The organism is Corynebacterium sp. HMSC06G04 (genome assembly GCF_001807365.1).
GTDB classification, from domain to species: Bacteria; Actinomycetota; Actinomycetes; order Mycobacteriales; family Mycobacteriaceae; genus Corynebacterium; species Corynebacterium simulans.
Window position 1 is genome coordinate 101548 of the sequence record NZ_KV788616.1, and the last position, 12868, is coordinate 114415.

Here is a 12868-nt window from a genome sequence, read left to right on the forward strand (position 1 = left end):
CGAAAGGGCCACGAAGCATGGACTTCGACAGTCAGCTCGACCGCCTCATCGAGGATGTCATCAAGGCTGCCGCGACGCGCAAGAAACCCTTCAAGCCGGTGACGGTGCTCATCGATGGGCCATCGGGTGCTGGCAAGACGTGGGCCTGCGCCGCCCTCGCCGATAGAGCAGGCTGGCGTGTGGTGCACCTGGACGAGTTCTATCCCGGTTGGCACGGCCTTGAGCAGGGCTCCCAGATGGTTGCCGAACAGGTGCTGCGCGGGGCCAATCCTGGCTACTGGCGCTGGGATTGGGAAGCCAATGCGCCCGGTGAATGGGCGAGTTTGGACGCGCGCGATGACCTCATCGTGGAGGGAGTCGGTGCGGTTACCCCAGAAAATATCGCCGCCGCTAAGGAGCGTGGCACCGTAATTACGGTGCGCCTCGACGGCCCGCGCGAAAAGCGCTATGAGCGAGCCATCGAGCGAGATCCGGACTACGCAGAGTGGTTCGAGACCTGGGAGGCACAAGAGAAGGTTTACTTCTCCGAGCGCGCCACCGACGCCGAATTTACGTGGGAATGGCAGTAGCTTCCGCCCCGCAGTAGACGCCGTGCTTGTCGACGTCGTGCGCCCACTGGAGCACCAGCTTAAGTCCCTGTTGCGCAACGCGTTCTTCCAGCTCGGGAAGCCGTGCCTCTATACAGGAGCCGGGCCACAAAGTGGTGCGGGCCTGTAGTTTTAGCCGCCCTGCCCGGGCGCTTTCTGCCAAAAGATAAAAGGACTCCCACATCCGCTGCGCTTGGGCGCGGCTGCAGCCGGTGACCTGTGGCAGATCATCTGGCAAGGCCTTGACATCGATGCCTATCCATTCTGGCCGCGTCAGGGGGTTATCCACGAGCTTTTCCAACCTGCTCGGCAGGTATCCGCTCGTGTGGAGACCAACCTTAAAGCCAGCCGCGTGGGCTTCGGCTATCGCTTGCGGCAGCCCGGGCGCGGAAAGTGGCTCGCCGCCGGAAAAGACTACGCCGTCGAGAAGCCCACGGCGCTTGGATAGCAAGGAAAACGCGTCCTGCCAGCTATAGTTTCCCGGCCCAAAGGCCTGCAGCTGCGGGTTATGGCAGTAGCTGCAGCGCAGCGGGCAGCCGTTGAGGAATAACGTCATGGTCAGGTGGTCCGGCCAATCCGAAGCCGAGAAGGGGATAAGCCCGCCAATCGGCAGCTGCGTTCTGGAACTTAGCTTCGGCTCTTGCAACGAAGGTGCAGTCTTAGACGCTGGCCGCAAGCCTCTCGTCGAAGTACTGGCGCTCATGGAACTCTCCCTTCTTGCCCGTGTTGAAGCTAGAGACTGGCCGGAAATAGCCCATCACGCGCGTCCACATTTCGGTGGTGGAGCCGCAGTCGGGGCAGTGCGGATGCTCGCCGGATATGTATCCGTGGGAGCTACAAATGGAGAAAGTCGGCGTTATGGTGACATAGGGCAGGCGGAATTTTTCCAGCGAGCGGCGCACCAGGGTCGCACAAGCCTTGCCGGTCGACATCGCCGAACCCATGTAGAGATGCAGCACCGTTCCGCCGGTGTATTGGGTCTGCAGGTCCTCTTGGGCTGCAAGTGCGGTGAAAGGATCGGGAGTGTGCGCGACGGGCAGTTGCGAGGAATTGGTGTAATACGGTTCTTCTGCGGTGCCGGCATGCAGTATGTCTGGATAACGCTTCAGATCTTCGCGGGCGAAGCGGTACGTAGCGCCCTCGGCGGGTGAAGCCTCGAGGTTATAAAGGTGCCCGGTCTTCTCCTGGGCGTCGACAAGCAGTGCGCGAACCCGCTCGAGCAGACGCAGAACCTGTGCGTGGCCGCGCGTATCGGTGAGATCGTAGGCATTGGAAGTGAAGTTGCGGATCATCTCGTTGCAGCCGTTGACCCCGATGGTGGAGAAGTGGTTATCCAAGCTGGGTAGCCAACGCTTGGTATAGGGGAAAAGACCTTTGTCCAAGCACTCGTTAACAAAGGCGCGGCGGCGCTCGAGCGTGTCGACGCCGAGATCTACCAGCTCTGCGACGCGCGCCAATAGCGCCTCCTCGTCGCCGCGGTAGAGGTAGCCCAGGCGTGCGCAGTTGAGCGTGACCACGCCGATGGAGCCGGTCAACTCGGCCGAGCCGAACAAGCCATTGCCGCGCTTTAATAGCTCGCGCAGGTCCAGCTGCAGCCGGCAGCACATGGAACGAATCATGCCTGGGTCTAGATCAGAGTTGAGGAAGTTCTGGAAGTAGGGCAGCCCGTACTTCGCGGTCATACTAAACAACGCCTCGGCGTTCTCGCTGCCCCAATCGAAGTCCGGGGTGATGTTGTAGGTGGGGATAGGAAAGGTGAAAGGCCTACCGTCCGCGTCGCCGGCGGACATCACCTCGATGAAGGCACGGTTGATGATGACCATCTCCGCCTCCAAGTCGCCGTAACAGAAGTCGACGGGCTCGCCACCGATGAGCGGTACCTGGTCGCGTAAGTCGGCAGGGCAGTGCCAATCGAAAGTGAGGTTTGTAAATGGCGTCTGCGTGCCCCAGCGGGAAGGCACGTTCAAGTTGAAGATGAACTCCTGCATGTGCTGGAGCACCTGGCCGTAGCTGAGGTTATCCAGCCGCACGAAAGGCGCCATGTAGGTATCGAAGCTGGAGAAGGCCTGCGCGCCTGCCCACTCGTTTTGCAGAGTGCCCAGGAAGTTGACGATCTGTCCGCACGCGGAGGAAAAGTGCTTCGGTGGTGCTGAAGAGATAGTGCCTGGAACGCCACCGAATCCCTCTTCTAGAACTCGGCGCAGTGACCAGCCAGCGCAATAGCCGCTGAGCATGTCTAGATCATGGATGTGAATATCACCGGCTCGGTGTGCACTTCCCGCGGCTGGCGTAAAGACCTCATCTAGCCAGTAATTAGCGGTTACTTTGCCAGCGTTGTTAAGAATCAACCCTCCTAGCGAGAAATCCTGATTGGCATTGGCGTTGATGCGCCAATCGCGCCGGCCCAAGTACTCTTCGATGGAATCTGCGACGTTAATGGTCCGTGAACCCATGTAGTTCTTCCCTTCGTTATGGAAATGGAGCGCTGGTACAGCGAAAAGCTCGCTGCCTTTCCAGCTCTGATGGCACGCCCAGGCGTGCATGTGGGGGAATTAGGTGGCAACTGCAGTCATGTGGGAGGACTTGCGGCAAGCCGGGATGCCAAAAAGCCACCACGCAGCGCCGGGCGACACGAAATAACATAGCTGTAATTTCTGCCGGGGCGAGCAACTAAAACACAAGATATTCGCACTAATGGGTTTATCGTTTCTATATATAGTGGTTCGAATGTTGAAACGCCGACGGGGCGTGTGCCTATTTAGTGGATGTGATTGTTGTCCCTATAGGCCTCGCCTAATGCCCGATTTTGGGTGGGGATCAAAGTTCCGGGGAATTTGTCACAGGCGGGCTCGGGTGGGGTGTGGCGTCGTAAAGCCTTGCGTTATTCCTGCCTGCGACGATTGGATAAATCGCCAGGTAGGTGGAATTTGGATGTTTTGCGTGTCGCTGCTATTGTTCGAAGAGGTTTCGCCTTCATGTGGGGCGAAAAGTCTGATCGATTAATCGGCTTGAATGGCTGATTGATGTTCTGGACATGCGGAAGGGCCCCGGAAAAGAGCCCCTATTTTTGCGTGTTTGGGCAGCATCGGTCAGTTCAGCCGAAGTCATACAGAAAGACTAGATTTATGCCAACTATTCAGCAGCTGGTCCGTAAGGGCCGCCATGATAAGCGCTCCAAGGTCGCAACCGCAGCGCTGAAGGGCTCCCCTCAGCGTCGTGGCGTTTGCACCCGCGTTTACACCACCACCCCGAAGAAGCCGAACTCTGCACTGCGTAAGGTCGCTCGTGTTCGCCTGACCTCCGGTATCGAGGTTTCCGCGTACATCCCAGGCGAGGGCCACAACCTGCAGGAGCACTCCATGGTGCTCGTCCGCGGCGGTCGTGTTAAGGACCTCCCGGGTGTTCGTTACAAGATTATCCGTGGCGCACTGGATACCCAGGGCGTTAAGGACCGCAAGCAGGCTCGTTCCCGCTACGGTGCAAAGAAGGGACAGTAATCAACAATGCGTAAGAATGCTGCTCCGAAGCGTCCTGTAGTTAAGGACCCGGTATACAACTCCGAGCAGGTCACCATGCTCGTGAACAAGATCCTCCTCGATGGCAAGAAGTCCACCGCAGAGCGCATCGTCTACGGTGCACTCGAGGCTTGCCGTGAGAAGACCGGTACCGACCCAGTCGGCACCCTGGAGAAGGCTCTGGGCAACATCCGCCCGGACCTCGAGGTTCGCTCCCGCCGTGTCGGTGGCGCTACCTACCAGGTGCCAGTTGAGGTTAAGCCGGCTCGCGCTAACACCCTCGCTCTGCGTTGGTTGGTGACTTTCACCCGCCAGCGTCGTGAGAACACCATGATCGAGCGTCTCGCTAACGAGATCCTGGATGCGTCCAACGGTCTTGGTGCTTCCGTGAAGCGTCGTGAAGATACCCACAAGATGGCTGAGGCAAACCGCGCCTTCGCACACTACCGCTGGTAATTTTCCAGCGTATGCCTATGGTCCGAGCAACGTAATAGTTTTGCTGAACAGTTCCACCCGCTTTCTGCGGTTGAAACTGCAAACATAACTTCATATCGTTGCTCGGGCCATTTTTCTAAGCTGGTGTCTTCTCCTTGTGGGCAGACGGCTAGCTTGGGGAGGCGGGCTACGTAAAGGTGTATTAAGGTGCACCGCTGGAAGTTTTAGTAGCCCTGCGGCTGCTAAGACGGCCGAGACGTGGCAAAATTAATAAAGACCTATCCATGCGGACGGATTGGTGCTGGAACCTCGCTTTGAAAGCGGGGAACCGGCGCGAAGCGTCCACGATAAATAAGTTGGGGTAAAACCGTGGCACAAGAAGTGCTTAAGGACCTTCACAAGGTCCGCAACATCGGCATCATGGCTCACATCGATGCTGGTAAGACCACCACCACCGAGCGTATTCTCTTCTACACCGGTATTAACCGTAAGGTCGGCGAGACGCACGATGGCGCATCCACCACTGACTGGATGGAGCAGGAGAAGGAGCGCGGTATCACCATTACCTCCGCTGCTGTTACCTGTTTCTGGGACAACAACCAGATCAACATCATCGACACCCCGGGTCACGTTGACTTCACCGTTGAGGTCGAGCGTTCCCTGCGTGTCCTGGATGGCGCTGTTGCTGTCTTCGACGGCAAGGAAGGCGTTGAGCCGCAGTCCGAACAGGTGTGGCGTCAGGCTGCTAAGTACGACGTTCCGCGTATCTGCTTTGTCAACAAGATGGACAAGCTGGGCGCTGACTTCTACTTCACCGTTCAGACCATTATCGATCGCCTCGGCGCTAAGCCACTGGTTCTGCAGCTGCCAATCGGCGCTGAGGACGACTTCGACGGTGTTGTTGACCTGCTGAACATGCGTGCCATCACTTGGCGCGGCAAGGTCGAGACCGGTGCTGAACCGACCATCGAGGAGATCCCTGCTGACCTGCAGGAGAAGGCTGAAGAGTACCGCGAGAAGCTGCTCGAGGCTGTTGCTGAGTCTGACGAAGAGCTCATGGAGAAGTACTTCGGCGGCGAGGAGCTGACCCTTGACGAGATCAAGGCAGCAATCCGCAAGATGACCATCAACTCCGAGATCTACCCGGTTCTGTGTGGTACCGCTTACCGCAACAAGGGCGTTCAGCCGCTGCTCGACGCAGTCGTTGACTTCCTTCCGAGCCCGCTGGACGTCGGTGAGGTCATTGGCCACGCTGTTGGTAACGAGGACGAGCAGGTTACCCGCAAGCCGGCTGTTTCCTCCCCGTTCTCCGCACTGTCCTTCAAGATTGCTGCACACCCGTTCTTCGGCCAGCTGAACTTCGTTCGCGTTTACTCCGGCCAGGTCTTCCCAGGTACCGAGGTGCTCAACTCCACCAAGGGTAAGAAGGAGCGCATCGGTAAGCTGTTCCAGATGCACGCCAACAAGGAAAACCCTGTTGAGCAGGCTGACGCAGGTAACATCTACGCAGTTATCGGCCTGAAGGAAACCACCACGGGCGACACCCTGTGCGACAAGGACAACCCAATCATCCTCGAGTCCATGGACTTCCCGGAGCCGGTTATCAAGGTTTCCATCGAGCCAAAGACCAAGGCTGACCAGGAGAAGCTGGGTACCGCTATCCAGAAGCTCGCTGCTGAGGACCCAACCTTCACCGTCGAGCTCGACGAAGAGACCGGCCAGACCGTTATCGGCGGCATGGGCGAGCTCCACCTCGACGTTCTGGTTGACCGTATGAAGCGCGAGTTCAAGGTCGAGGCAAACATCGGTAACCCACAGGTTGCTTACCGCGAGACCATCCGCAAGACGGTTCAGTCCCTGGACTACACCCACAAGAAGCAGACCGGTGGTTCTGGTCAGTTCGCAAAGGTCATCGTCACCATCGAGCCTTACAACCCGGACCCAGAGACGCTGGAGGAGGGCGAGTCCGCAACCTACAAGTTCGAGAACGCCGTCACCGGTGGCCGCGTTCCGAAGGAGTACATCCCTTCCGTCGACGCTGGTATCCAGGACGCAATGCAGTACGGCTACCTCGCTGGCTTCCCGCTGGTTAACATCAAGGCAACCCTCGAGGACGGCGCTTACCACGACGTCGACTCCTCCGAGATGGCCTTCAAGCTCGCTGGCTCCCAGGTTCTGAAGGAAGCTGTTGCTAAGGCAAAGCCAGTCCTTCTTGAGCCGGTCATGGCCGTTGAGGTTGTTACCCCTGAGGAGTACATGGGCACCGTTAACGGTGACATCAGCTCCCGTCGTGGCCAGGTCTTCGCTATGGAAGACCGCTCCGGCGCAAAGGTTGTCAAGGCAAAGGTTCCGCTGTCCGAGATGTTCGGTTACATCGGCGACCTGCGTTCTTCCACCGCTGGCCGCGCAAACTTCACCATGGTCTTCGATTCCTACGCTGAGGTTCCTTCCTCCGTTGCAACCGAGATCATCGAAGAGCGCACCGGCAACAAGGCCTAACTAGCCTTAAGGCAATCGCCACCCCCTCACGCTTCAGCCCCGCATACGGCTGGTAGTCTTTGCCAGTAGATTCCAGTTGCGGGGCGGGGCAAGAGCTTGCAGCTTTTCTCCCGCGTGAGGCAACTGGTTGGGTAGCGGTTGGCTGAACTTGCACTTGCAAAAAGTGTTGGTTGAGCCGGCCGTTACCCTCCCAGGATCCGTTATCAGATTCTTGTCGAGGGTCAACGACCGCACAACATGCGCGGGGTTACCTCCTATTTAGGCGGTTTGAAAAAACTGCGGCATAAATCTAGGATCGTGTAACTGGCACGTAAAGAAAGCGTCATTAGCGCTTCGGAGTTTTCGTTCCAAGTGCCAATGACATTAACCAACCACGTGGCTGCCTATGCAGCCGCCATAGAGTCCAGGAGGACAAACAGTGGCAAAGGAGAAGTTCGAGCGTACGAAGCCGCATGTTAACATCGGCACCATCGGACACGTCGACCACGGCAAGACCACCACCACCGCAGCGATCACCAAGGTTCTGGCTGACCAGTACCCTGAGGAGAACACCGCTTTCGCATTCGACATGATCGATAAGGCTCCTGAGGAGAAGGAGCGCGGTATTACCATCAACATCTCCCACGTTGAGTACTCCACCCCGAAGCGCCACTACGCACACGTTGACGCTCCGGGCCACGCCGACTACATCAAGAACATGATTACCGGTGCTGCTCAGATGGACGGCGCTATCCTGGTTGTTGCTGCAACCGATGGCCCGATGCCGCAGACCCGCGAGCACGTTCTTCTGGCTCGCCAGGTTGGCGTTCCTTACATCCTCGTTGCACTGAACAAGTGCGACATGGTTGACGACGAGGAAATCATCGAGCTCGTCGAGATGGAGATCCGCGAGCTGCTCGCTGAGCAGGACTACGACGAGGAAGCTCCGATCGTTCACATCTCCGCTCTGAAGGCTCTTGAGGGCGACGAGAAGTGGGTACAGGCTGTTGTCGACCTCATGCAGGCTTGCGATGACTCCATCCCGGATCCGGAGCGCGAGCTGGACAAGCCGTTCCTGATGCCTATCGAGGACATCTTCACCATCACCGGCCGCGGTACCGTTGTTACCGGCCGTGTTGAGCGTGGCTCCCTGAACGTCAACGAGGACGTTGAGATCATCGGTATCCAGGAGAAGTCCATCTCCACCACCGTTACCGGTATCGAAATGTTCCGCAAGATGATGGACTACACCGAGGCTGGCGACAACTGTGGCCTGCTTCTGCGTGGTACCAAGCGTGAAGAGGTTGAGCGTGGCCAGGTTGTTATCAAGCCGGGCGCTTACACCCCTCACACCCAGTTCGAGGGTTCCGTCTACGTCCTGAAGAAGGAAGAGGGCGGCCGCCACACCCCGTTCATGGACAACTACCGTCCGCAGTTCTACTTCCGCACCACCGACGTTACCGGCGTCATCAAGCTGCCTGAGGGCACCGAGATGGTTATGCCTGGCGACAACGTCGAGATGTCCGTCGAGCTGATCCAGCCGGTCGCTATGGACGAGGGCCTGCGCTTCGCTATCCGCGAGGGCTCCCGCACCGTCGGCGCTGGCCGCGTTACCAAGATCATCAAGTAAGAGCATTTGCTTGAGCGTTTAAAGTAACGCCCTTTAAAGCCACCGCTTTCCCTTTCCGGGAAGGCGGTGGCTTTTTGCGTGTCTTGCTCCCGCGCCAGTTAAGCTATGAGCCATGCTTGATCCCACACGCATCGACCACACCCTGCAGGCTCTGAAAGCTGCGTGGGAAGGTCAGCCGGAGCTGCCCTTGGGCACGCTGTTTGCAATGCTGGCCAACCAAGGCCTCGGATGGGGTGCTGACGACGCGGATATGGTTCGTGCGTTGGAGCAAATGGCGCGGTTGCATCCACCGACACTGCCGCTTGGCGACGGCCGCGTGGAGGAAGGATTGTGGCTACTCGTCACCCAACGTGAGCGCGTGACTATTGACGAGGCAAATGTGGTCATTCGCCGTACCAGCGATGATGGTCCGCGGCAGCCGGTGGCGTGGCAGTACTCGGCTGTTCGGCCAGTGGGGCCTGGTCGACCTCTTGTTATCAAGGACTCGGAGTCCATCGAACATCGCTTTGGCGTAGTGGAGTCAATTACCCGCCTAAAGCAAGATTCACGCCAGCTCAGCGGGTTGAAAAGGCGCAACGTAGGGGAGCGGGCGTGGCTTATCCGCACCGAGCTGGAAACCATCCTTTTGGACCACGGCTTACATGCATTTAAAATTGCACGGCGCTGCCTGCAACGTGCTGACTATTCCTGGAAGCAGATTCTGCAGTGTAGTCCCGGGAAGCCTTTGCAAGTATCGCTGTCACGTGGGGTTACGCATGAATTTGGGGCGGTCACCGAGGTACTCCTCGCTGAATCCGCCCCTGATGCCGCCGATGGCTACATTGACTAGTCCTTCAGTGCCTTAACCTGGCTAAAGTGCAGCTTGTACACGGTATCTAGATTGGCGTCGGGAAAAGCTGAGCGGAAGTCCTTCTCGCTGGTTTCGACAGCCTTGGTTAGCTCATCTAGTGGCATATCCGCGCTGGCTTCTATCTTGTATTGCAAGGTCGGCCGCGCACGGTCATAGGCCACCAACCGGTGAACCTTCTCGACTCCGTCGAGAGCATCAAAGCTTTTGGCCACGGCACCAGCAATAGCTTGCATATTGGTGGAAATGGCGCCTTCATCATTCGAAGAATCGGATGCGACGTTGTTGAAGCGCCGGTGGCGCAAGTTCGCCACGATGAGCCAGATGCCGGCTACCGCTAGGAGCATGGTGGCTGCACCCAGCGCTACCGGCCACCAATTAGCGCTAGGCAGTGCTGCCCAAGCGTCGTGATCAACCCAGCGTGCCAGGGAAGTGGCGAAGGGAACCTCAAAATGGATGAGGATCGGCCAAAGCCCTAGCGCAATGAGGACTACGGCGATGAGGAATAACAAGAAACGGTCGAATGCTGCCAAGCCCTTAGACATGATTATCGACCTCCGGGAGATTTTCTGCCTTTACTTTTAGCTGTGGGACGCGCTCCAACGAGGAAAGGGCTTGCGATACAGCCTCTTCCACGCGGCTGACCAACAGATTGTCCTCAGTGTCGCCGTTGACGGTGATATCGACGCCGATCTTCTTCTTGCTGATTACTGCGCGGCTACGGGCAGCACTGACGCCGGGCACGCGGCGCGCAGCGGCTGAGGCTACGCGCGCGATGTCTACCGAGCGCAGCCACATCGAGGCGGTGTCGGAGGAGAGCCTGGTATGTGTCTTTTTGCGTGGTTTGAACACCGCAATGAGCAAGATAAGGCCAATGGCAATAGCGATGCCGCCGCCTATCAGCATCCAGGTTTCGACCGCGTCCTGTGACATCACGTCGATGAAAGGCTGCAGCCAGGAATTGGCTTTAGTGCTGACAGCCCACGTTTCCCTTCCGAGAAAAGCTGCGGCGCCCAAGCAAACCATTCCGAGGACAACGGCCCATTTACGGGCTGCAGGGGATGCCGCCGGCCTTTGGCCAAAGCCCTGCGGGAGAGCATCTTTCTTATCCATCCTGGCCCCCTCTGTACATCGGGTTGATTGTGATTTCGCGCAGTGGCTGTGGACGGGGCGCTACAACATGCCGAACCGGCGCGGTACCTTGCAGTGAGGCCTGGCGGACAGGTGCTGGCTCGGGTACGCGGACTGTGCGCAGCGCAACCGGGCGGGGAGCACTTACCGGACGCGGCTGCAGCGGCCGAGGAACGGCCACGCTGCGCACGGCGACGGGATTGGGAGCGGTGACAGGGCGGACGTGGTTAGGCGTGGGCGCCGTTACCTGCAAAAGCCTAGTTGGCTCCGGGGCGCGTACGGACGCGACCTGAAGCGGAGCGCTGTCAGCGTCGATAGAGCGCACCGGTTGCGGGGCAGGCGCATCTATATTGCGTATTGGCACCGTATGGTTGGTGGTTATCGGTTTAAGCTGGCGCTCCGGAAGTGACCGCGGAGTGATTGCCCGTGGCGTTTGTCGCGCGTCGACGGCAGGGCCTGACACGCGCTCGCCCGGTACTGCTGCGGCAACGGTGACGTTGACGCGGGTGGTGCGGTAGCCGGTGTAGGCCGCAACCCATTCCTCGATGGCTTTGCGGGTCGACTTCGCTACGTCCGTGACAGGACTCGGCCAGGTCACCGCGATCGAGGCATCCACCGCTAGCACCTCGGAAGCAGGATCGCTCTGGATAAGCAGGCGCGGAAATGCGCGCCCAGCTAAGCCGGCGAGCTTGGCGTCGATGGCTTCGGTCCCGGGGACGGAAGCGATGGCGCTAGTGACAATGTGTTCGAGAGCCTTGTGCGTAAACCGCAAGGTGCCATCAGTGCGCTGTTGTGGCGTGGCAGATGGCATTATCCCTGCCCTTTATCCTTGCCGATAATTCCATACCACACGGCGGTGAGGTCGATACGGCCGTCGAAGTGCGCACCTACAACACCACCGATGGCGGCAAGCAGGATGGCCAACACCGTGGGCCACAGGCCAAGGTGGATGAAAAAGGCCAAAACCAGACCGGCAACAATGCCCAGCGTGGAGTAGTTCTTCATAGTTTTCCTTCTTAATCTTCCAGTGCGCTGCTTAAAGCATCAGCCACGACGACATCAACGCGTTGCAGTCCCGGGCAGGCCTCGAGCGCCGCGGTGCGGGCGGCGTCCGCGATTGTGGCAACCGGAATGCGCTTCGCGACGTCGATTACAAGGTGTACCTCGATATGGCTATCGTCGCGCGGACTCGGGCGCTTTATGCCGCCGATGCGCTTGCCGGGGTAAAGCAACGCAACTTCGCCGAAAGAACCGGGATGCAGCTTGGCGACGCCCTGGATGCCTGCTACTGAGTCGACGATGCGATGTGCAGCAGCGGCATCTAGTTCAAAGCGCTCCGGAGTGGACTCCATCATTTAAATAACTGCCTTAGTCTTTGAAAGGCCTATTCCTGGCCCTGTGCCAAAGCGTTGTTGGAGGCCTGCTCGCTGGCAGTGTCTTCCTTTGGCAGTTTGACGTCGTGGACCACAACGTCAACGCGCTCAACGCCCAGGCCGGTCATGCGCTCGACAGCATTCATGATGTTGCGGCGGATAGCCTCAGCCAGCTCGTGGATAGCAACACCGTACTCGGCGATGATGGCAACTTCGATGGTGGCAACAGCGTTGTTGACCTGAACCGTTACGCCCTGGCGTACATCCTCGGATGCGCCGAAGGACTCACGGATGGATCCCATCATGCGTGCGCCGCCACCGCCCAGTGCGGCAACGCCGGAAACCTCGCGGGCGGCGATGCCAGCGATCTTGGAAACCACGGCGTCGTCGATAGTGGTGGTGCCGTACTCGGTTTCCAGGTTCTTGTTGACCTCCGGGGCAGCAGCGGCGGTGTTTGCCTGCTCGGTGGAAGTTGCTGCGTTCTGTGCGGTGTTCTGGGCAGCGTTCTGATCAGTATTCGCTGGGGTATTAGCGGTCATTGTGCTTATTCCTTATCTATAGGGACTTGATTGCGGGAAGTTTCGCCTTAACAAGAAAGCTACCTTTCCGAGCCTATATCTGAATGCGGACATTGTGGGGTGCTGAGGTGCAATCTTTTGGAAAACGTGACTTTGCACACGGTTTGGAAAAAAGTTTGGAAAACGCGCGATTACATGCTTAAATACAAGGGTTGCTTTAACACAACGGCGTTTGAAGATCGTGAGCCTTGCCGCTCCGATGTTTAGCAAAGTTGCTGGTAAAGCGAACATGACACCTTCGCAGGTGGGCACTTTTTAAGTGTGTGCCGAGAAGGTCATTCAATCGGGCTAGGT

General features: G+C 58.3%; 14 protein-coding genes. 6 read left to right on the forward strand and 8 right to left on the reverse strand.

Annotated features, from left to right (window positions below; genetic code table 11):
* The first annotated feature begins 17 nt into the window (after positions 1-17).
* Entirely contained in the window at positions 18-569 is a 552-nt protein-coding gene (locus tag HMPREF3158_RS06465; protein WP_062035905.1) for a nucleoside/nucleotide kinase family protein, read from the forward strand.
* Here HMPREF3158_RS06465 and HMPREF3158_RS06470 read toward each other — a convergent pair.
* Positions 550-1290 (reverse strand): anaerobic ribonucleoside-triphosphate reductase activating protein, encoded by a 741-nt coding sequence (locus tag HMPREF3158_RS06470; protein WP_210386631.1) that lies wholly within the window; start codon positions 1288-1290, stop codon positions 550-552. The two genes, HMPREF3158_RS06465 and HMPREF3158_RS06470, sit on opposite strands and share 20 nt — an antisense overlap.
* Positions 1247-3040: a ribonucleoside triphosphate reductase gene (locus HMPREF3158_RS06475; RefSeq protein WP_070497782.1), complete on the reverse strand. Its 1794-nt coding sequence runs from the start codon at positions 3038-3040 to the stop codon at positions 1247-1249. Before HMPREF3158_RS06475 ends, HMPREF3158_RS06470 begins: the two co-directional genes overlap by 44 nt.
* 672 nt (positions 3041-3712) lie before the next feature.
* On the opposite strand from HMPREF3158_RS06475, the gene rpsL reads away from it, so the two are divergent.
* The 5 genes from rpsL to HMPREF3158_RS06500 all read left to right on the forward strand — a co-directional run bounded on the left by rpsL (position 3713) and on the right by HMPREF3158_RS06500 (position 9474).
* Positions 3713-4084, forward strand: a complete 372-nt coding sequence (rpsL, locus tag HMPREF3158_RS06480; RefSeq protein ID WP_046646811.1) for a 30S ribosomal protein S12 — start codon at positions 3713-3715, stop codon at positions 4082-4084.
* A gap of 6 nt (positions 4085-4090) precedes the next feature.
* Positions 4091-4558 (forward strand): 30S ribosomal protein S7, encoded by a 468-nt coding sequence (rpsG, locus tag HMPREF3158_RS06485; protein ID WP_042529270.1) that lies wholly within the window; start codon positions 4091-4093, stop codon positions 4556-4558.
* A 348-nt stretch (positions 4559-4906) separates the two neighbouring features.
* The gene (fusA, locus tag HMPREF3158_RS06490; RefSeq protein ID WP_062042304.1) at positions 4907-7036 is read left to right on the forward strand and encodes an elongation factor G; all 2130 of its coding nucleotides are present in this window, start codon (positions 4907-4909) and stop codon (positions 7034-7036) included.
* Positions 7037-7454: 418 nt separating this feature from the next.
* Entirely contained in the window at positions 7455-8645 is a 1191-nt protein-coding gene (gene tuf, locus HMPREF3158_RS06495; protein WP_061920476.1) for an elongation factor Tu, read from the forward strand.
* Between the two features lie 112 nt (positions 8646-8757).
* The gene (locus HMPREF3158_RS06500) at positions 8758-9474 is read left to right on the forward strand and encodes a hypothetical protein (RefSeq protein WP_070497784.1); all 717 of its coding nucleotides are present in this window, start codon (positions 8758-8760) and stop codon (positions 9472-9474) included.
* Here the strand turns inward: HMPREF3158_RS06500 and HMPREF3158_RS06505 are convergent.
* Genes HMPREF3158_RS06505 through HMPREF3158_RS06530 form a run of 6 tightly spaced genes read right to left on the reverse strand, consistent with a single transcriptional unit; the run spans position 9471 to position 12535 of the window.
* A complete protein-coding gene (locus HMPREF3158_RS06505) occupies positions 9471-10037 on the reverse strand; it encodes an Asp23/Gls24 family envelope stress response protein (protein WP_070432547.1) in 567 nt (188 codons plus the stop codon). The two genes, HMPREF3158_RS06500 and HMPREF3158_RS06505, sit on opposite strands and share 4 nt — an antisense overlap.
* The gene (locus HMPREF3158_RS06510) at positions 10030-10605 is read right to left on the reverse strand and encodes a DUF6286 domain-containing protein (protein WP_070497786.1); all 576 of its coding nucleotides are present in this window, start codon (positions 10603-10605) and stop codon (positions 10030-10032) included. Before HMPREF3158_RS06510 ends, HMPREF3158_RS06505 begins: the two co-directional genes overlap by 8 nt.
* Positions 10598-11434 (reverse strand): Asp23/Gls24 family envelope stress response protein, encoded by an 837-nt coding sequence (locus HMPREF3158_RS06515; RefSeq protein ID WP_070497788.1) that lies wholly within the window; start codon positions 11432-11434, stop codon positions 10598-10600. Before HMPREF3158_RS06515 ends, HMPREF3158_RS06510 begins: the two co-directional genes overlap by 8 nt.
* A complete protein-coding gene (locus HMPREF3158_RS06520; protein ID WP_061920486.1) occupies positions 11434-11628 on the reverse strand; it encodes a DUF2273 domain-containing protein in 195 nt (64 codons plus the stop codon). Before HMPREF3158_RS06520 ends, HMPREF3158_RS06515 begins: the two co-directional genes overlap by 1 nt.
* Positions 11629-11639: 11 nt before the next feature.
* Positions 11640-11978: a hypothetical protein gene (locus tag HMPREF3158_RS06525; protein ID WP_235590995.1), complete on the reverse strand. Its 339-nt coding sequence runs from the start codon at positions 11976-11978 to the stop codon at positions 11640-11642.
* A 29-nt stretch (positions 11979-12007) separates the two neighbouring features.
* Entirely contained in the window at positions 12008-12535 is a 528-nt protein-coding gene (locus HMPREF3158_RS06530; protein WP_061920488.1) for an Asp23/Gls24 family envelope stress response protein, read from the reverse strand.
* Positions 12536-12868 lie beyond the last annotated feature (333 nt).

Bases quoted from the DNA above. Each gene is read 5' to 3' on its own strand.
- HMPREF3158_RS06525 (WP_235590995.1), bottom strand. From the start codon at position 11,978: ATGATGGAGTCCACTCCGGAGCGCTTTGAACTAGATGCCGCTGCTGCA.
- HMPREF3158_RS06520 (WP_061920486.1), bottom strand. From the start codon at position 11,628: ATGAAGAACTACTCCACGCTGGGCATTGTTGCCGGTCTGGTTTTGGCC.
- HMPREF3158_RS06530 (WP_061920488.1), bottom strand. From the start codon at position 12,535: ATGACCGCTAATACCCCAGCGAATACTGATCAGAACGCTGCCCAGAAC.
- rpsL (WP_046646811.1), top strand. From the start codon at position 3,713: ATGCCAACTATTCAGCAGCTGGTCCGTAAGGGCCGCCATGATAAGCGC.
- HMPREF3158_RS06465 (WP_062035905.1), top strand. From the start codon at position 18: ATGGACTTCGACAGTCAGCTCGACCGCCTCATCGAGGATGTCATCAAG.
- HMPREF3158_RS06475 (WP_070497782.1), bottom strand. From the start codon at position 3,040: ATGGGTTCACGGACCATTAACGTCGCAGATTCCATCGAAGAGTACTTG.
- HMPREF3158_RS06470 (WP_210386631.1), bottom strand. From the start codon at position 1,290: ATGAGCGCCAGTACTTCGACGAGAGGCTTGCGGCCAGCGTCTAAGACT.
- HMPREF3158_RS06500 (WP_070497784.1), top strand. From the start codon at position 8,758: ATGCTTGATCCCACACGCATCGACCACACCCTGCAGGCTCTGAAAGCT.
- HMPREF3158_RS06505 (WP_070432547.1), bottom strand. From the start codon at position 10,037: ATGTCTAAGGGCTTGGCAGCATTCGACCGTTTCTTGTTATTCCTCATC.
- rpsG (WP_042529270.1), top strand. From the start codon at position 4,091: ATGCGTAAGAATGCTGCTCCGAAGCGTCCTGTAGTTAAGGACCCGGTA.
- HMPREF3158_RS06510 (WP_070497786.1), bottom strand. From the start codon at position 10,605: ATGGATAAGAAAGATGCTCTCCCGCAGGGCTTTGGCCAAAGGCCGGCG.
- HMPREF3158_RS06515 (WP_070497788.1), bottom strand. From the start codon at position 11,434: ATGCCATCTGCCACGCCACAACAGCGCACTGATGGCACCTTGCGGTTT.